The following is a 17,243-nucleotide window of genomic DNA, read 5'->3' on the forward strand; positions in this document are numbered from 1 at the left end:
CCCCTGCTTGTTCGGCCGGCGCCGATTCGTCGTCGTAAGCACCAGATTCTCTTTCCGGCACGCAACGGCGCTGTGTGGCTGTGTTATGGCTATTTACCGCCGCGGACCCTGATTTGAAACGAAAAGCAAAAAACCGACAGGGACGGCCCCTGTCGGTTTTTTGTTCAAAATTATAGAAAGTATAGGTTGCCGCATTCCTCACGATTAATGCTCCTGCCAGCTCTCCAAGTACGCCGCCTGCTCGGCGGACAGCTTGTCAATGCCCGCGCCGAGCGATTCGAGCTTGAAGCGGGCGACCTGCTCGTCGAGCTCGTACGGCACGTTGACCACCTTGCGGCCAATCGCTTCGTACTGGTCGTTGACGTATTTCAGCGACATCGCCTGCAGAGCGAACGTCATGTCCATGATCTCGGCGGGATGGCCGTCGCCGGCGGCCAGATTGACGAGCCGTCCTTCGGCCAGCACGTATACCTTGCGCCCGTTCTTGAGCTGATATTCCTCGATATTGCGGCGCACCGTCCGCTTGCCGGTCGAGCGCGCCTCCAGCTCCGGCTTGTTGACCTCGATGTCGAAGTGACCGGCGTTGGAGAGGATGGCTCCGTCCTTCATAACCTCGTAATGCTCGCCGCGAATGACGTCGCGGTTGCCCGTAACGGTGACAAAGAAATCGCCGTGCTTGGCAGCCTCCAGCATCGGCATGACCGCGAAGCCGTCCATATAGGCCTCCACCGCCCGGATGGCGTCCGTCTCGGTCACGATGACATTGGCGCCGAGCCCTTTGGCCCGCATCGCCACGCCTTTGCCGCACCAGCCATAGCCGGCCACGATCACCGTCTTGCCGGCCACGACCAGGTTGGTCGTACGATTGATGCCGTCCCACACCGATTGTCCGGTGCCGTAACGGTTGTCGAACAGGTACTTGCAGTACGCGTCATTGACCGCGATCATCGGGAATTCAAGCTTGCCTTCCTTCTCCAGCGCCCGCAGCCGCAAAATGCCGGTCGTCGTCTCCTCGGCGCCGCCGCGCACCTTGGCCAGCAAATCGCGGCGCTCGGCGTGCAGGATCGTGACCAGATCGCCGCCGTCGTCGATAATCAGGTCGGGCTCGGTTTCCAGGGCATGCAGCATCAACTGCTTGTATTCCTGCGGATCGGGATTGTACTTGGCGAAGACGCGGATGCCGTCCTCCACGAGCGCCGCGCACACGTCATCCTGCGTAGACAGCGGATTGCTGCCGGTAATTGCCACCTCCGCGCCTCCGGCCTGCACCACCTTGGCCAAGTAGGCCGTCTTGGCTTCCAGATGCAGCGAAATCGCCACCTTCAATCCTTTGAAAGGCTGCTCGCGCTCGAATTGCGCGCGGATCCGGTTCAATACCGGCATATGCGCCTGGACCCAATCGATCTTGAGATGTCCCTCCGGGGCGAGCGCCATATCGCGCACAATGCTTTGTTCGGTCACACTCATGCTTCTTTCAACCTCCATTATGCTAGATATAGACAATGCTGTGGCCGCCGCGCGGTCGGAACGGCTGCGCGGCCAGCTGCCGCAGCCAGTCGACGCCGACGCGGTTCCAATAATACACGGCGCTCAGCACGCGCTCCTGCGGGCCGGCGGCGGGATGCAGCGTCAGACGCAGCAGCTCCAGCTGCCGCAGCGCGGTCTCTTGCCTTCTTTCCCTTTCCTTGCCTACGGCCTGCTCCATATACGCGACCTGCTCCAGCAGCTTGGCCCGGTTCGTCTCGGCGATCGGCGACAGGCCGGGCCAGCGAGCGGTCAATTCGGCCAGCAACGGCTCGTAGGCGTCCAGCATTCGGCCGCGGGCGCGGGCGAATGCCTCTTCCGGGAGCTCGCCCTCCGCCTGAGCCAGCCACTGTGCCTTGATCTCATCCATACGCTGCGCTACGTCTTCGTATGTCAGTCCATAGCGAGCCAGCAGCTTGCGTTCTTGCTCGTCGATCAGCGTAAACGAGGCCCGCGGCACGACGAGCGGCATGCGCATGCCGAGCAGACCGAAGGCATCGCCGACCATCGCCCAGTACGCAATCTCGGCCGGACCAAGCACCGTCGCGAGCACCGGCAGCGCATAGTCCTGCATGAGCGGCCTCGTCAGTACATTATTGCTGAAGCGCTGCGGCTCGGTCTCGGCCAGCTTCGCCAGCTGCCGCTCCTCGAAGCGCAGCTGCCCCTTGCGGTCGGCATAGCCGTCCGCCTCCCGATACAGCAGCAAGCGCTCGCCCGCACCGCGGCCGGGCCCATCGGCATAGACGAATAGATGCGCGCAGTTCTCCTCCGTCTCCACCTGCGGCGCGTACCCCAGCTCCCGCAGGCGGCGCGCCGCGTCCGCGTAGGCCTGACGAAGCTCCGCATTGCGCGCGATCAGGCGCGCAAACATCGGCGCTTCGAGCCGGCGCAGCTCGGGGTCGTCGGCGTCCAGCACGACCAGCCCGTCCTCGGCAAACAGCTGCAGCAGCAGCGCGCCGAACACCTCGCTCAGCGTCTCCCCGCTGGCCGCCGCCGTCTCCATCTGCGCCAGCAGCGTCGGCTTGTGCTCCGTATCCGGGAGCGCCTCGGCCAGCTCCCGCAGCGCGCGCCGCCAAGCTCCCTCGTCTATAAGCGTGCGGCTCACCGACGTGCGCGCGCCGCGCGGCCGGTCCAGATGCAGCTTGGTCAGGGATGGCTTGCTGTCCACGACATAGGTATGTGCGGCTTCCTCCCAGTCGTGATCCTCGCCGGCAATCCAGAACACCGGCACCACCGTACGGCCGAGCAGCTCCGAGGCGTGGCGCGCCGCGGCGATGACGGACACCGCCTTGTGCAGCGTCATCATCGGCCCGCTCCATAGTCCGGCCTGCTGCCCGCCGACCACGACCTGCGCGCCCTCGCCCAGCGCCGCGATGCTCTGCCGCGTAGCGGCAGAGGCTCCGAGGCGGACATTGTAGCGTTCCAGCACGGGCGCCAGCTCGCCCGGCGCGATCCGCGGAGCTTCGCCGCATTCGAGCGCGGCGGCTCTGCGCCGCCAGTCCTCCGGCTCCTCCGGGTGCCCGCCATACAGCCGAGCCACCCGAGCGTCGCTTCGTTCCACGTATGCGGCGGTGAGCGGCGACGCATGCGGCAGCGCATAACGTTGTATGTTCATCGTAACAGCCTCATCCTCCAGTTGCTGAGCACAGCTCTCGAGTAGATTGTACACAACGCCGTCAGCAGCGTCAATGAAGGGCGGCGACCAGGCCAAGCGCAGGAGGCTGATCCTGGCCGGGCGAGCCGACTGGTCAGTCGAGACAGGAAAAAAGCGCCCGCGGACCTGCATCCGCTAGCGCTCTTCTTGTTTGTATGATGACGCCTCGTCACACCCTCCCGCACCGGCCGTCTCAGATTCGCCACAGGCTTCCGATGACGCCGATCGCCATGAGCAGCACATACATCGCGCTCATCGCAAAAAAACCGATTCTCCACACCGCCCGGACGATGCGCCGCGCATCCAGCTTCCCCTTGGTCCGATACTGGAGATTGCCGAGCAATCCCCCGCCGAGCAGCATGAGCAGCAGAATGCCGTAAAATCCGAAGCCGCTATTGAAAATCTGATTGAACAGCACCGACACGCAGCCGATCAAAAGCGGCGTCGTCACATCCATGGCCAGCCGAATCGCTTTTTTGCGATCTCCGACATAAGCGGCGTATCCCGCATAAATCAAGGCAAAGGGAACAACGGGCACAATTGCCAGAATCGCGTACGTTTGCACCAGTCCGTCCCACAACCATTGCACACCAGCCAGCCCCCTCTATGTACTTGGCCCGTCCGCCGCGCCCTCGAGCGTCCGCACGAGCGTCACCATCGCTTCGTGGAGCGGCGCCGCCAGCCCGTACTGCCGAGCCAGTGCGACGATTCCACCATTGATCCAATCGACCTCGGTTCGTCGGCCGCGGCGAATGTCCTGCAGCATCGACGATTCATTATCCGCGGTGGCGCGGCACACCTCGTGCAGACGCGCCCAGGCTTCTTCCCCGCCGCTCATCCCGTCTGTATGCAGCACGAGAAACGCTTCTTCGTGCAGTCGCCGCATCAGGAGCGCCCGCGCGGGGTCATCCGGCAGCCGGCCGTTTTTCACGCCGTAGAGGGCAGTGAGCGGATTAATCACCGCGTTTAACAGTAATTTCTGGTAGATTCGGTCCTTCATCTTTTTCGACAAAACGGCGTCGATTCCTGCATTTTTCAACTGCCGGACCAACATTTTTTGCGTCATGTCACCCTCGCGGATCCTGATAGGGCATTCCAGCCCGTCCGTATCCTCGATCCACAGCCTCCCTGTCCCTGTGTGCCGCACGGCGCGCCCGCCGAGCCGCAGGGCGCCGTCCGTCGTCACCACCGCCGCCGCTCGCCAGCCTGGCATAGCGGCTCGCAGACCGGGCATGTGGCCGATTCCGTTCTGCAGACAGAGCAGCAGGGCGCCGGGACGGCCCGCTCGCATCACCGTCGAGATGAGCGCGTCGTCGATGTCAGGCTGCTTGACGGTCAGCAGGACCACGTCCGCCGGGGCGCCGGGCGCGTCCGTCGCAGCGCGCGCCGGAATGGCAATCTCGCGACTGCCTTCCCGATCGATCAGTTCGATGCCGCGGGCGTCGAGCTGCGCGGCCTGCGCGCGCGAGCGGGCCCACAGCTCCGTCTCTAGTCCGGCCGCCGCCAGCCTTGCCGCATACAGCATGCCTATCGCTCCCGCACCGACGACCACGAATCGACTGCTGCGCGGCGCTTGTCTTGGTTGGCTCATCGTCTCCCTCTCCCTTCCCCCGTCCCTGCCAGTCCTGCGATACCTCCATTATACAAAAAATTCATACAAAGCATTGCATTTGCGCAAAAACCGCCCGAATACCGGATTCCGGCATATGCGCTGCCGGATTTCCGTGCGTTCGGGCGGTTCTTGATAGATCGCTGTGCTATTCGATTCTCTCCAGGTTGCCGTTGGCGTCCATCTTGAAGCGCGGCTTCGCTTCTTCTTCCTCGCTGATGCTGGCCAGACGGCGTGCGCGATCCATAATTTGAATCAAGGTCTTGTAATCGTCGTTTACCGTACGATAGTCCGTTTGGGCGTCGCTAACCTCGGAGGAGAGCTGTTCATTGTGCGTGCGCAGCTGTCCCAGTTCCTCCTCTTTTTCTCTCAGGCCCTTCTCCAGCAGCTTGATCTGCCGGTTCATTTCCTGATAGGTACTCTTCCAGTTGCGCAGAAAACGAATCACGGCGTCGATCGTAATGCCTTCTTCCACCGCGGCTTTTTCCCGCACGTCACTGTCTGCTTCGGCTACCGCCGATACGTGCGGCATGCTCACCTTGCGCAAATAACTGCGTTTTTGCCGCTGCTGCTTCGCCAGTTGAATCGCTTCCTCGTGACGCTTGCGCACACAGCTGTTCCACCGGAATCCGCAAGCGGCCGACGTGCGGCCGATCCGCTCTCCCACCTCTTCGAACGCTGCCAGTTGCGTGCTGCCTTCCCGGATATGGCGCAAGGTTACCTCCGCCAGGATCAGATCGTCCTCCGTACTCCAGGCATCTTGTCTCACTGCACTCATTCAACCTATACCTCCTAACTTGAAAAGGGCGCTCCTTTATCTCTATGCCCGTGGTAGAGTTCATAGAATCTATCGGATACTAAATTGTATGTCCAAATCTTCGCGCCGTCATACATGCATGAATCCAGATTGGTGCAAACTGATCGCAGGGCCGGTAAAAAAAGAAGCCGCGCAAAGTTTGCGATTTCGTCACGGATGGCAGTTTACAGCCCAAATGGTTGACGGTATAATGAGGTTTAGCGAAGCATGAGACCTGTTTGGTTGAAACAGAAGAGAGGGGGGTGCACCAATGGCGCGTATGTTCCGGGTACTCGGGTTTTGGACGCTTGTCATCGGATTGATGGCCTTTGCCGGCCACATGATCGAGATGGCTCTGTTGTTTTTTGCCCAGACCGCCGTGTTCGTTCTCCTCGGCTACCTGAATTTCTCCGAAAGAACGTATATTACGATGTTTTGGGGATACATGATCGTAGCCTTTTCCGGCTTTACGTATTGGTCCGTATTTGTAATGGGTATTCCGTTCTGATGATCCGCAGCGCCTTATTGTGGACGAAGCCAAGCGCCGCGCCTTCTTTTGCGAAGGTGCGGCGCTTGGCGTTTAGGGAGCCTGTCGCGACAGGCGGAGCGCTCCGCGAGTCAGCACCAGCACTCTGAACCTCGTGCTCATCCCTTCGTCCAGCAGCAGCTGCCGGATCGCGCGATTGCGCCGGGTCAGCGGTCCGAAGGGATCAAGCTCCGCATGCGGCGCCAGCAGACTCAGGATGCCCCGATCCACAGCGAAGCGCTGCTGCGTATCCTGATAGGCCGTCTGCCAGCCGCTGGCGGCGGCCAGACGCATGCAGGCGCTGAAATTGACGTCCGCAGTCAAGTCCTGCTCGCCCGGACGCGCCAGCGGATCCGCCAGCCGATGACCCGCATAAGCGCGCAGCGTCCCGGCCCGCCGATGCGGCGCCGTCAGAGGCGATGCGAGGTCGCCGTAATCGAGCAGGACGATCGCCCTCGTCGCTGCAGACGCAAGCAGGCGCGACAGCCAGCGCGCCGCATCCAGGCCGACCTCCGCCTGCTGCCCCTCCTCTAGCGCGATGCCATCCTGCTCGAGCGCGGTCTCCAGACGCTCGTCGCTCAGCGGCATCAGGCATTCCCGCAGTCGGCCCGAGTCCGGAGCAAGCGTCACACCGAGCTCCATCAGCCTACCGGCAGCCAGCGTGACCCGGTGCACCGGCATCGCGTCGAGCAGTTCGTTGGCCAGCACGATCTCTAGCCTTCCCTCGCGATCCGCCGCTTCGGCCTCCGCAGAGCCGAGCAGCTCCAGCTCGCCGAGCGCGCGCCGCCACGGAGCCAATCGGACCGCAGCCGCTTCGCGATGGGCGGGGTGATCCTCGATGAAGCGGTACGCCACTCGTTCCAGCCAGCGCGGCGCTCCGGCCTGCCAGACGGTCAGCATCTGCTCCGCCAGTTGACCGGTCCCCCCGCCCCACTCGGTAATCCGCACCGGCGCCTCCAACTGCTCGGCCAGCTCGCGGACCGCCCCTGCCACGAGCTCCGCCAGGACGGTACCGATGCCGGACATCGTATAGAAGTCGCCTTGCCGCCCGACCCGCGCCGGGCCGCTGCGGTAATACCCCGCCTCCGGATCGTACAGGCACATCGCCATGTAATCGCGGAATGCGATGCAGCGCATCGGCTCGCCTTGCGGCGCATCGGCGAACCGTCCCGCGGCAGGCGCTCGGCCGATGGCCGCGAGGATGCGTGATAGCAGCGTCATGCTTCCCCCTCCTGTCCGATATGAGATATAATATGAACCAATGCCGCATATACATTACTCCCGTCAGAGGCTAACGCGCCAAGGAGGTGACTGCTATGCGCCAGCGTCTGTGCCTGCCGGCCGTCGGCCTGGCCCTGCTGCTCGCCCTCGTCGCCGGCACATGGCCCGCCTGGGCGACCGCCCAGGCGCCGACGGACGAGCATACCCGGCAGCTGCTGGAGAAGGGACTGTCCGTTGTCGAGATCGACAAGGAAATCGGCCGCATCCAGGCCCAGCAGGCCGAGCTCGGCGACACCCTTGCCGGCCTGTCGCGCCAGATGGTAGTCAGCGAGGCCGAAGCCGCCAAAAAACGCGAGCAGGCCGGCGAAGTGCTGCGTGCGTATTATACCGGAGACCGCGGCAGCCTGCTGCAGACATTGTTTGCCTTTCGCAGTCTGTCGGATCTAATGGCCGTGGCGGACTATTATGATTATCTGCTCTCGCGAGACAAGCAGACGCTGGACGGCTACCGCCGCGAATACGCCGAGCTGAGCCAGTCGCGCCAGCAGTTGACCGCCGAGCAGGCCAAGCTGGCGGCGATGGAGCGACGTCTGCTCGACCAGCGGGCGCGTGTAGCCGCGCTCCAACAGGAGATCGATACGGCGATTGCGAGCAGCGACGACGCCGCGCGACTGCGGCTGATGCTCGAGGAGATGACCGCCTATTGGGAGAATGTCGGCTTGTACGAGGTGCGCCGGTATTTTTCCGCGCTCGCCTCGGCCATGCGCGAACTGCCCGATTGGCTCAAGGCCCACGACCAGTATATGGCCTTTGCCGGTCTTACGTACGAAATTACGCTCCCCGAGGAGGCGCTCAACACGTTTTTGCGCGAGCAAAACGAGCTGTTTGAGGCCTTTGCCTTCACCTTCCAGGACGGTCGAATCGTCGTGAGCGGAGAGCGCGAGGGCATCTCGGTCGAGATCGCGGGCGCCTATGGCATGGTAGAGTCGCCCAAGCCGGGCATTCTCTTTCAGGTCGAATCGCTTGTATTCAACGGCCTGTCCTTGCCCGATACGACGATGCAGGCGCTGGAGGAGGAGTTCGATCTCGGCTTCTACCCACAGCTGATTGTGCCGCTCGTGCGCGCCAAGTCGGTGGAGATCGTCGACGGCGAGCTGCGTGTGATTCTCGAGCTTGATCTGTAGGCGTTACTCATGACGCCCGGTTCGCGGCTTCATTGTAGCAGACGTCCGTTGTGCTGTCGAGAGATAAGGGAAGGACAGGAGGGATAAGATGAAAGTTGTAACCGGAATTGAAATGCAACTCCCCGCGGACAAGCGCCCCGGCTTTTATGCCCAGATCGTCAAAGGCATCGCCGAGGCCGCGGCCGGATTGCTGGATCGCAGCGGCGAACTGCTATTCACAGAGCAGGAGCAGGCCGATGCCGTAGCCGGCGTGCTGACGCATTATCGCGTGCCGTACATCTGCGGCGACTGGGCGCAGCTCGGCGAGGCGTGGACGACGGATGCGCTTTGGAGCGACTACGGCCTCGACGCTCGCGCCGGCGGGCGATTCGTCGATCTGCGGCTCGCGGCCGCCGGCGCCTTGGAGCCCGCGACAGACAGAGCCGAGCTCGAGCAGGCCTGGCTACAGCTGCTGGAGCACCAGCTCGCGCGGCTGCAGACCCCAGGGGCTCGCCAACTGTTGATCGACCGCCAGCTCACGGAGCTGGCGGACGGCATCGCCGCGGCATACGGCTGCCGCATGCGCTGGCTGCTGTGACTGCCGGCGCAATCCTCGCTCTCCGAGGGCCGCATCCTGCTCCTTCTATACGATCCAGCGACAAGGCGCGTCCCGCAAGCGGGACGCGCCTTGTCGTATGCGGCAGATTGGCCGCTCGGGAGCGGCTCGCTACAGCAGATCCGCGGCCAGCTGGGCGAGCCTGGAGCGTTCGCCCTTCTCCAGGGTGATGTGCCCGCTTAGCGCTTCTTGCTTGAAGCGCTCGACCACATAGGTCAGCCCGTTGCTGACTGCATCCAGGTACGGATGATCGATCTGCTCGGGATCGCCCATCAGCACGATTTTGCTGCCCTCTCCGACGCGCGAGACGATCGTCTTCACCTCGTGCCTGGACAGGTTCTGGGCCTCGTCGATGATGATGAATTGCCCCGGGATCGAGCGCCCCCGAATGTAGGTGAGCGCCTCCACCTGAATGCTGCCGAGCCCCATCAGGATTTTATCGATGTCCCCGCTTTTTTTCGTATCGAACAAATATTCCAGGTTGTCGTACACCGGTTGCATCCAAGGCCGCAGCTTCTCGTCCTTCTCGCCCGGCAAGTATCCGATATCCTTTCCCATCGGCACGACCGGTCTTGCGATCAGCAGCTTTTTGTATTTGTGCTCGTCCTCTACCTTGAGCAGGCCCGCAGCGAGCGCCAGCAGCGTTTTGCCGGTGCCCGCCTTGCCGGTCAGCGTCACGAGCGGCACATCATCGCTGAGCAGCAGCTCCAACGCCATGCGCTGCTGGGCGTTGCGCGCCGTGATGCCCCACACCGCGTCGTTGCTCAGATAGAGCGGCTCGAGCCGCTTGCCGTCGAGCGATACCCGGAGCAGCGCCGACTTGGAAGAGCCCATCTCATCGCGCAGAATGACGAATTCGTTAGGATGCAGACGCAGCTTGAGCTTGAGCGCCGACACGTCCAAAAAACGATACGTGTAAAACTCGTCGATTACCGCGGGATGAACCTTGACCGTCGTGCAGCCGGTATAAATATCGGAGGCCTCCACGGTCTGATCGGACAGATAGTCCTGCGCCAGCAGGCCGAGCACGTCGGCCTTGATCCGCACCAGCACGTCCTTGCTGACCAGCGCCACCTGACGCGGCTGCTCGCGCGACTGCTCTTCCATATGATAATTGAGGGCCACCGCCAAAATCCGATTGTCGTTGGACATATCGCCAAACATTTCCTGAACCTTGACAAAGCTCCGATGATTGAGCTCGACCTTGAGCAGGCCGCCTTGCTCCAGTCGAATGCCTTCGTGCAAATGGCCTTGCCCGCGCAGTCCGTCCAGCAGCCGCGAGACGTGGCGGGCATTGCGCCCGAGCTCGTCGGCCATTCGTTTTTTCGAATCGATCTCCTCCAGCACGACCGCCGGAATGATCACTTCGTTGTCTTCAAACGCGTAGATCGCCAGCGGGTCATGCAGCAGCACATTCGTATCGAGCACGAAAATTTTGGTCATGGTAAGCCCTCCCTGGGCGCAAGTCAGACTTGCAAGCAATCGATGTACATAGCTTCAATCCTGAACGGTTAAACTACACACGGAAGTTGTTACGCGAATTAGGAAAGGTTGGGATAGCATATGACGAATAAATGGCTGGTGTCAATCGCCGTGCTCGCGACGCTGCTCTCAGGCTGCGGGACGAACAACGGCAACGGCGCATCACCCTCTCCGCAAAATAATGACGGACTTCGTCAGCAGGCGCAGCAGCTGCCGGAATCGGCCGGTGAGGAATTGGATGCCGCCGGCAGACTCGAACAACTCGCCAAGCATGTGCCGGGCGTCGAAAATGCGCATTGTGTGCTCCTTGGCGACACCGCAGTGGTGGGCATCGACGTGGACGCCTCGCTGGACCGTTCCCGGGTCGGCACCTTGAAATATTCCGTCGCCGAGGCGCTCCGCGACGATCCGAACGGCGCCAAAGCAATTGTCACCGCCGACATGGACCTGGGAGAACGGCTGCGGGAGATGCGTCAGGACATCCAGGCCGGCAAGCCGGTCGCGGGCTTCGCCGAAGAATTGGCGGACATCGTAGGCCGCATCGTGCCGCAACTGCCAAGAGACACTCTGCCGCGCGATACGACAGACGCACCTGCCTCCCCGCAGGTCGACCAGCAGCTCTGAACCTGCAAAAAAAGCCTAGCGGAATCGCTAGGCTTTTTTGCAGGCTGCGGCCAGCCCTATCCAGCCCCCGAACGGCAGCACGGGCACACGGCGACACGCATGTCATGTCGGCACGAACGGAGCGCGAGGCAGCGAATGGTCGCACGCTACGCGACAGATGTGCTATGAGCATCCGCATCGCCTCCTTATTTGCCATTATAGCATAGCCTATTCGGCCAATCCAAGCGTCATTCGGCCAATTTGCGCTGTAAGGCGGCGCGGGCTTGCTCCACGGTTTCCGCATCGAGTCGCACATACGGCGAGCGCCACGTCCCTTCGAGCGGGACCGATTCAATGTCGCTGCCGCCGATGCCGAAATACGTCGTCATCAGCCGTTCGATCTCCTTGGGCGGCATATCCACCTTCAGGTTGCTGCCGACCGCGCCCAGCAGGCCGTCCACGCGGGTGACGACCCCCAGAGAGGTGACCTCATCCATTACCGCTTGTATGACCTGCGTCTGACGCTTGTTGCGCTCGAAGTCGCTCGACTCCTTCGTGCGCGGCGAGCATTTGCTCGACGACTGGCGATACCGGACGTAGTCCAGCGCTTGCTTGCCGTCCAGCTGCTGTGTGCCGGCAGTCAGCTGGATATTGGTGCCGTCGGCGTTGTCGATATAGCACATGTCCATATCGACGTCGACGGTGACGCCGTCCAGCGCGTCGACGACATCGCGGAAGCCGTCGAAATTGATGACGGCGGTATAGTCGATCGGAATATCGAAATACTGGCCGAACATCTCCCGCATCTCCGAACGCGCATAGGCGCGCGCATCGTCCGGCGACTGCTTATCGCCAATGGCCTGCATATAAAATTTGGCGTAGTACGCGTTGGCTTTGTGACTTATGTAGCCGTCCATTTCGATCAGCGCGTCGCGCGGCACCGATACGACCGTAGCCGACTTGGTGTTGGGGTTCATCGACACGATTTTGATGACATCGGTATTCAGTCCGCCGCCCTTCTCGCGCGAATCCAGTCCCAAAAGCAAAAAGGTCACGCCCTTGACTTTGACCGACTGCTCCGGCGGCACCTCGACAATCGTCGGATCGCCGATGACCTCGAGCGCATCCCGCGTTTGGGTGACCAGATACCCCAGATACAAGGCGACGCCGACCAATACGATCAACAGGCTGAAAAAAATGCGTCTTCCCCAGCGCGCCGGCTTACGCGGCTTTTGCGGCGGTTTTTTTTGCCTTCCCTTGGCGTGCGAAGCGCTTCTCGGTCCATAGGATGCTTTTTCACTCATGGCTCTCACCCGGCATTTCGTTATATTTGGGATTGGCGTTGATGTCATGCAGCAGTTGCTCGGCCTGCTCGCGCGGATAACGCCGCGCGAACGGACCGGCCTGCTGCTCGCCTTGCACGTCAATCCAATCTTCGCCGGCCGCATGCGCAAGGTGCAAATCAACGACGCCGTGATCCTCGCGCAGCATGTCGCGGAAGAAGTCCCGCGTATCCGCAGCAGGCGCATCCTGTGGACGCGCCCGCGCGACAAGCTCGATCTGCAGCCAATTGAACAGCGCATCGTGAAATTGCACGCCCCTGACGCCTCCTTGTCGTGCGATGCCCGCCTTGACGGGCATCGCACGCTATGATCGGTCTATTGCGCCGGCTTGTTCTCCTTGCGGTCGCGCCGCTTGTCGAACAGCAGACGAATGCGGTAGATCAGCATGAGGACGACGGCCACGCCCATGCACTGAATAATCGGCAGCTTGTCGATCTGCAGCACCAGCAGCACGAGCGAGCCGAGCGCCATCGTCACATAGACCAGAATTTCTTTCAGGATCGGCAGCTTTTGCTGCGGCCGGAACACCTTGTTGAAGATATAGATCGTGCATCCCAAAATTAAGACGTAAGAAACGAGCCAATGGTTGCTAAGCCATTCCTGCACAGTGCCGAGGCCTCCCTTGTCAAATGCCCGATTGCGCAATTTTGCGGTGCTTCTCCGCCCGCTCGCGTTCGTTCTTGTTCAAGATTTTTTTGCGCAGCCGGATCGTCTTCGGCGTAATCTCGCAATATTCGTCATCGTTCAGATACTCGAGCGCCTGCTCCAGCGAGAAGAGCAATGGTGTCTTCATCTTCACCGTGTCGTCCTTCGTCGCCGAGCGTACGTTGGTGAGCTGCTTTTCCTTGCAGATATTGACGATGATGTCGTTGTCGCGGTTGTGCTCGCCGACGATCATCCCCTCGTACACCTCGGTGCCCGGCTCAAGGAACAGCGTACCGCGGTCCTCGACGGACAGCATGCCGTAAAACGTGGACGAGCCGTTCTCGCTCGAGACGAGCACCCCTTGATGACGTCCGCCGACTGCCGTGCCGGCGAGCGGTCCATAGCTGTCAAAGGCGTGGTTCATGATGCCGTAGCCGCGCGTGAGGGTCAGGAATTGCGTCCGGTAGCCGATCAGGCCGCGCGCCGGGATGGTGAATTCAAGCCGCACCTGCCCGTTGCCGTTGTTCACCATGTTGACCATCTCGGCCTTGCGCGTGCCGAGGCTCTCCATGACCGCGCCCATGCTCTCCTCGGGCACGTCGATCAGCAGCCGCTCGTACGGCTCCATGCGGGCCCCGTCGATTTCCTTGACGATGACCTCGGGCTTGGAGACCTGCAGCTCGTATCCTTCGCGCCGCATGTTCTCGATCAGGATGCCCAGATGGAGCTCGCCGCGTCCGGAGACGACGAAGGCGTCGGGGCTATCCGTCTCGCCCACGCGCAGCGCCACGTCTGTCTCGAGCTCCTTCATCAGACGATCGCGCAGGCGCCGGGAGGTGATCCATTTGCCCTCGCGACCCGCGAACGGGCTGTTGTTGACGAGGAACGTCATCTGCAGCGTCGGCTCGTCGATCTTGAGCACCGGCAGCGCCTCCGGGTTCGCCGGGTCGGCGATCGTCTCGCCGATATTGATCTCGCGGATGCCCGCGATGGCGATGATGTCGCCCGCCCCGGCCTCGGGGATCTCCACCCGCTTCAAGCCTTGGAAGCCGAACAGCTTCTCGATGCGTGCCTGCTTGAGTCCGCCCTCGCGGGTCATGACCGCCACCGGCTGGCCTTGCCGGATGATGCCCCGGTTGACCCGGCCGACTGCGATTCGGCCCAGATATTCGTTGTAGTCCATCAGCGTCACGAGGAATTGCAGCGGCTCCTCGACGGCTTCGGTCGGCGACGGGATGTGCGAGACGATTGTCTCGTAGAGCGCCTGCATATTCTCGTCCTGACGGTCTTCGTCCAGGCTCGAGGTCCCCATCAGCGCCGATGCGTAGACGACAGGGAAATCCAGCTGCTCGTCGTTCGCCCCCAGCTCGATGAATAGGTCCAGCACCTCGTCCACGACCTCCGCCGGGCGGGCGTTCGGACGGTCGATTTTGTTAAGTACGACGACCGGCGTGAGCTGGTGCTCCAGCGCTTTGCGCAGCACGAATTTGGTCTGCGGCATGCAGCCCTCGAATGCGTCCACGACGAGCAGGACGCCGTCGACCATTTTCATGATGCGCTCGACCTCGCCGCCAAAGTCGGCATGACCCGGCGTATCGACGATGTTAATCAGAAATTCCTTGTACGTGATGGCGGTGTTTTTGGCTAGGATCGTAATGCCGCGTTCGCGCTCCAGATCATTGGAATCCATCGCCCGCTCCTGCACGACCTCGTGCTCGCGGAATGTTCCGGATTGCTGCAGCAGCTTGTCTACAAGCGTAGTCTTGCCGTGGTCGACGTGCGCGATAATCGCGATGTTGCGCAAATGTTCTCTAGCATGCATAATATTCAGTTCTCTCCAGTCCAATTGGGAAATGTTAACGCCGAAATGATCTGCGCTGCAAGCCCAGGCGTCTGCCGAACACCATCCAGGCTCCCGCGGCGATCAAGGCGGCGGCAATCAAGTAGATGCCCCAGCTCCACAGCAGCATAAAGCCGATGCAAACCGCCGCGGCTGCAGCCAGCACGATGGCGGCTACCTGGGCGCCGTGTGGACGGGTCAGCTCAAACATGTAGTACTCGTAAAGACCGACCGCAACGCCCAGTATAAAAAACGGCCATAAGTACTGCAGGCTCTGCCAGCCAAACAGGTTGCAGTACAAAAAGACAAGCGCGTAGGTGGAAAGCATGCCGCCGGGAATGAGCGCGATCGCCGGCAAAATGCGTCCGAAATACAGCACATGCAGCAAAACGCCCGGAATCAGCACAATCAGCGGCCAGAATACTGAGCCGATAAAACTGAACAGGCCGAGCTTTCCGAGCAAAATGACGATGCCGGCAATAAGCATCAAAATGCCGACGGAGTATTGATTCCTGGACATGCGGTTTCCCCCGTTCCTTGCAACTGGCGCCGATAAGCTTCTACGTGAGCAAGCGAAAAGGGGCTGCCGCCGTATTGCCTGCGAGACAGCGCCCTGTTTCACAACATACACAGGTATGACGTTTGCGTCATTTCTTATAGTGTATAGGAACCGCGTCCAAAAAACCAGTCCATCAGCAAAATCGTCAAACTTAAAACTTTTTAAGATAACTGTCTGCGCCGGAATCGCGGCAGCAGGGCCAGCACGATCACGAGCGGCACGGCGAGCACCGGGAGCGCCTCCGCCGCGACAGGCGTGAGGTGCAGCGCCCGGACGGCTGCCGAGTCGTTCACGAGCATGCTGCCCGCCGCATGTCCGAGCATGCCCGCTCCGGCAAAAACCAATATCGGATAACGGCGCAGCAGCGCGCCTAATAACTGACTGCCCCACACAATCATCGGAATGCTCAGCCCGATGCCGAGCAGCATCAGCACGGGCGCGCCCTTCGCCACTGCCGCTATAGCCAGCACATTGTCCAGGCTCATCACCAGATCTGCGGCCACGATCGTCCGGATCGCGGCTTGCAGCGAGCCGGCGCGCCGGATATGCGGGCCCGCTCCCTGCTGCGCGTCGCGCAGCAGCTGCACCGCAATCCATAGCAGCAGCAATGCGCCGACCGCTTGAAGATATGGCACCTGCAGCAGCGTGATGGCGGCCAGCGTGAGCGCGCAGCGCAAGATCACGGCGGCCGCCGAACCCCATACAATCGCTTTTTGCCGCTGACGCGGCGGCAGATGCTGGCTGGCCATGGCGATCACGAGGGCATTGTCCCCGCTGAGCAGCACGTTAATGAACACAATTTGCAGGAAGATGAGCAAGCTCTCCATCATGGACTCCCCCCTTCATCAGAGATGTATGACGGAGCGCGAAGGGATATGTCCAAAAAAATCGGAATCTGATATAATGGCTACCAAGCTCTCAATTTTCCTACACCAGTAGAAAGAAAGGTACTGATAAATGGATTTTTTATCGCTGGATTTTTTGTTTGATTTGCTGAACATCGTATTTATCGATCTGATTCTCGCCGGCGACAATGCCATCGTGATCGGGATGGCGGCGCGCAATCTGCCCAAAGACAAGCAAAAATCGGCGATCTTCCTGGGCACCGGCGGCGCGATCGGCATCCGCATCGTGGCGACGATTCTCGTCGTCAATCTGCTCCACGTGCCATGGCTGCAGCTGATCGGCGGACTGCTGCTCGTCTGGATCGCCTACAAGCTGCTGGTACAGGAGGACGCGCACGGCGACATCAAGGCGGGAGCAACGCTGTGGGCATCGGTGCGGACGATCGTCATCGCCGACGCCGCCATGGGCCTCGACAATGTCATCGCCGTAGCCGGCGCCGCGCACGGCGAGACGATTCTGGTCGTGCTCGGCCTGCTGATTAGCGTACCGGTCATCGTGTGGGGCAGCACGTTGTTCATCAAAGTCATGGACAAGCTGCCCTGGATCGTGTACATCGGGTCCGGGGTGCTCGCCTACACCGCATCCAAAATGATCACGCATGAAGCCAGCTTTCACGCCTTCTTTGACAATTCGCTGATTTACTGGTCTTTCATCGTGCTTGTGATCGGCGCTGTAATCGCCGCCGGCTATGCGACCAATGCCCTGCGCAAGCGCAACGCATTGCCGCATTCGCCCAGCAGGGAGTCGCATTGACGC

The 17,243-nt window shown here is 61.3% G+C and carries 18 protein-coding genes; 5 read left to right on the forward strand and 13 right to left on the reverse strand.

The annotated features are described in order from the left end of the window. Positions 1-204: 204 nt before the first annotated feature. The 5 genes from IDH44_RS04340 to IDH44_RS04360 all read right to left on the reverse strand — a co-directional run bounded on the left by IDH44_RS04340 (position 205) and on the right by IDH44_RS04360 (position 5,565). On the reverse strand, positions 205-1,467 hold the full coding sequence (locus IDH44_RS04340; RefSeq protein WP_190915073.1) for an adenosylhomocysteinase: 1,263 nt from the start codon (positions 1,465-1,467) through the stop codon (positions 205-207). 22 nt (positions 1,468-1,489) lie between these two features. Beyond that, a complete protein-coding gene (bshC, locus tag IDH44_RS04345; protein WP_190915075.1) occupies positions 1,490-3,139 on the reverse strand; it encodes a bacillithiol biosynthesis cysteine-adding enzyme BshC in 1,650 nt (549 codons plus the stop codon). A gap of 232 nt (positions 3,140-3,371) precedes the next feature. After that, positions 3,372-3,767: a DUF3397 domain-containing protein gene (locus IDH44_RS04350; RefSeq protein WP_190915077.1), complete on the reverse strand. Its 396-nt coding sequence runs from the start codon at positions 3,765-3,767 to the stop codon at positions 3,372-3,374. A 15-nt stretch (positions 3,768-3,782) separates the two neighbouring features. After that, the gene (locus IDH44_RS04355; protein ID WP_190915079.1) at positions 3,783-4,769 is read right to left on the reverse strand and encodes a ketopantoate reductase family protein; all 987 of its coding nucleotides are present in this window, start codon (positions 4,767-4,769) and stop codon (positions 3,783-3,785) included. A 166-nt stretch (positions 4,770-4,935) separates the two neighbouring features. After that, positions 4,936-5,565 carry an RsfA family transcriptional regulator gene (locus tag IDH44_RS04360; RefSeq protein ID WP_190915081.1) on the reverse strand — a complete coding sequence of 210 codons (630 nt, stop codon included), beginning with the start codon at positions 5,563-5,565 and terminating at the stop codon, positions 4,936-4,938. 289 nt (positions 5,566-5,854) lie between these two features. Between IDH44_RS04360 and IDH44_RS04365 the strand changes: the two genes are divergently transcribed. Further along, a complete protein-coding gene (locus IDH44_RS04365) occupies positions 5,855-6,091 on the forward strand; it encodes a DUF2626 domain-containing protein (RefSeq protein ID WP_190915083.1) in 237 nt (78 codons plus the stop codon). Between the two features lie 72 nt (positions 6,092-6,163). Here IDH44_RS04365 and IDH44_RS04370 read toward each other — a convergent pair whose 3' ends face one another. Next, entirely contained in the window at positions 6,164-7,330 is a 1,167-nt protein-coding gene (locus IDH44_RS04370; protein ID WP_190915085.1) for an SAM-dependent methyltransferase, read from the reverse strand. Positions 7,331-7,425: 95 nt separating this feature from the next. Here IDH44_RS04370 and IDH44_RS04375 point away from each other — a divergent pair, with 95 nt between their 5' ends. Together IDH44_RS04375 and IDH44_RS04380 are read left to right on the forward strand one after the other, a co-directional pair. Beyond that, a complete protein-coding gene (locus tag IDH44_RS04375; RefSeq protein WP_190915086.1) occupies positions 7,426-8,514 on the forward strand; it encodes a hypothetical protein in 1,089 nt (362 codons plus the stop codon). Between the two features lie 88 nt (positions 8,515-8,602). Next, positions 8,603-9,091 (forward strand): hypothetical protein, encoded by a 489-nt coding sequence (locus IDH44_RS04380; RefSeq protein WP_190915088.1) that lies wholly within the window; start codon positions 8,603-8,605, stop codon positions 9,089-9,091. A 129-nt stretch (positions 9,092-9,220) separates the two neighbouring features. Here IDH44_RS04380 and IDH44_RS04385 read toward each other — a convergent pair whose 3' ends face one another. After that, entirely contained in the window at positions 9,221-10,552 is a 1,332-nt protein-coding gene (locus IDH44_RS04385) for a PhoH family protein (protein WP_190915090.1), read from the reverse strand. Positions 10,553-10,672: 120 nt separating this feature from the next. Here IDH44_RS04385 and IDH44_RS04390 point away from each other — a divergent pair, with 120 nt between their 5' ends. Beyond that, entirely contained in the window at positions 10,673-11,215 is a 543-nt protein-coding gene (locus tag IDH44_RS04390; RefSeq protein ID WP_190915091.1) for a YhcN/YlaJ family sporulation lipoprotein, read from the forward strand. Between the two features lie 227 nt (positions 11,216-11,442). On the opposite strand, the gene IDH44_RS04395 is transcribed toward IDH44_RS04390, so the two are convergent. The 6 genes from IDH44_RS04395 to IDH44_RS04420 all read right to left on the reverse strand — a co-directional run bounded on the left by IDH44_RS04395 (position 11,443) and on the right by IDH44_RS04420 (position 16,411). Beyond that, positions 11,443-12,498 carry an LCP family protein gene (locus IDH44_RS04395; RefSeq protein ID WP_190915093.1) on the reverse strand — a complete coding sequence of 352 codons (1,056 nt, stop codon included), beginning with the start codon at positions 12,496-12,498 and terminating at the stop codon, positions 11,443-11,445. After that, complete coding sequence (locus tag IDH44_RS04400; protein ID WP_190915095.1) at positions 12,491-12,790, reverse strand: hypothetical protein; 300 nt, start codon at positions 12,788-12,790, stop codon at positions 12,491-12,493. Before IDH44_RS04400 ends, IDH44_RS04395 begins: the two co-directional genes overlap by 8 nt. Before the next feature lie 62 nt (positions 12,791-12,852). Beyond that, positions 12,853-13,143 carry a YlaH-like family protein gene (locus IDH44_RS04405; protein ID WP_190915097.1) on the reverse strand — a complete coding sequence of 97 codons (291 nt, stop codon included), beginning with the start codon at positions 13,141-13,143 and terminating at the stop codon, positions 12,853-12,855. A gap of 19 nt (positions 13,144-13,162) precedes the next feature. Continuing rightward, positions 13,163-15,004 (reverse strand): translational GTPase TypA, encoded by a 1,842-nt coding sequence (typA, locus tag IDH44_RS04410; protein ID WP_190915099.1) that lies wholly within the window; start codon positions 15,002-15,004, stop codon positions 13,163-13,165. Between the two features lie 34 nt (positions 15,005-15,038). Continuing rightward, complete coding sequence (locus IDH44_RS04415; protein WP_190915101.1) at positions 15,039-15,542, reverse strand: hypothetical protein; 504 nt, start codon at positions 15,540-15,542, stop codon at positions 15,039-15,041. 200 nt (positions 15,543-15,742) lie between these two features. Further along, a complete protein-coding gene (locus IDH44_RS04420) occupies positions 15,743-16,411 on the reverse strand; it encodes a TerC family protein (RefSeq protein ID WP_317890108.1) in 669 nt (222 codons plus the stop codon). A 127-nt stretch (positions 16,412-16,538) separates the two neighbouring features. On the opposite strand from IDH44_RS04420, the gene IDH44_RS04425 reads away from it, so the two are divergent. After that, a complete protein-coding gene (locus IDH44_RS04425; protein WP_190915103.1) occupies positions 16,539-17,240 on the forward strand; it encodes a TerC family protein in 702 nt (233 codons plus the stop codon). The last annotated feature ends 3 nt before the right edge of the window (positions 17,241-17,243 follow it).

The sequence above is a fragment of the Paenibacillus sabuli genome, assembly GCF_014705605.1.
GTDB lineage: Bacteria > Bacillota > Bacilli > Paenibacillales > Paenibacillaceae > Paenibacillus_D > Paenibacillus_D sabuli.

What these genes read in the sequence shown, in the direction of transcription:
- IDH44_RS04340 (WP_190915073.1), bottom strand. Translation starts at nt 1,467, where the DNA reads ATGAGTGTGACCGAACAAAGCATTGTGCGCGATATGGCGCTCGCCCCG.
- bshC (WP_190915075.1), bottom strand. Translation starts at nt 3,139, where the DNA reads ATGAACATACAACGTTATGCGCTGCCGCATGCGTCGCCGCTCACCGCC.
- IDH44_RS04355 (WP_190915079.1), bottom strand. Translation starts at nt 4,769, where the DNA reads ATGAGCCAACCAAGACAAGCGCCGCGCAGCAGTCGATTCGTGGTCGTC.
- IDH44_RS04360 (WP_190915081.1), bottom strand. Translation starts at nt 5,565, where the DNA reads ATGAGTGCAGTGAGACAAGATGCCTGGAGTACGGAGGACGATCTGATC.
- IDH44_RS04365 (WP_190915083.1), top strand. Translation starts at nt 5,855, where the DNA reads ATGGCGCGTATGTTCCGGGTACTCGGGTTTTGGACGCTTGTCATCGGA.
- IDH44_RS04370 (WP_190915085.1), bottom strand. Translation starts at nt 7,330, where the DNA reads ATGACGCTGCTATCACGCATCCTCGCGGCCATCGGCCGAGCGCCTGCC.
- IDH44_RS04375 (WP_190915086.1), top strand. Translation starts at nt 7,426, where the DNA reads ATGCGCCAGCGTCTGTGCCTGCCGGCCGTCGGCCTGGCCCTGCTGCTC.
- IDH44_RS04380 (WP_190915088.1), top strand. Translation starts at nt 8,603, where the DNA reads ATGAAAGTTGTAACCGGAATTGAAATGCAACTCCCCGCGGACAAGCGC.
- IDH44_RS04385 (WP_190915090.1), bottom strand. Translation starts at nt 10,552, where the DNA reads ATGACCAAAATTTTCGTGCTCGATACGAATGTGCTGCTGCATGACCCG.
- IDH44_RS04390 (WP_190915091.1), top strand. Translation starts at nt 10,673, where the DNA reads ATGACGAATAAATGGCTGGTGTCAATCGCCGTGCTCGCGACGCTGCTC.
- IDH44_RS04395 (WP_190915093.1), bottom strand. Translation starts at nt 12,498, where the DNA reads ATGAGTGAAAAAGCATCCTATGGACCGAGAAGCGCTTCGCACGCCAAG.
- typA (WP_190915099.1), bottom strand. Translation starts at nt 15,004, where the DNA reads ATGCATGCTAGAGAACATTTGCGCAACATCGCGATTATCGCGCACGTC.
- IDH44_RS04415 (WP_190915101.1), bottom strand. Translation starts at nt 15,542, where the DNA reads ATGTCCAGGAATCAATACTCCGTCGGCATTTTGATGCTTATTGCCGGC.
- IDH44_RS04420 (WP_317890108.1), bottom strand. Translation starts at nt 16,411, where the DNA reads ATGATGGAGAGCTTGCTCATCTTCCTGCAAATTGTGTTCATTAACGTG.
- IDH44_RS04425 (WP_190915103.1), top strand. Translation starts at nt 16,539, where the DNA reads ATGGATTTTTTATCGCTGGATTTTTTGTTTGATTTGCTGAACATCGTA.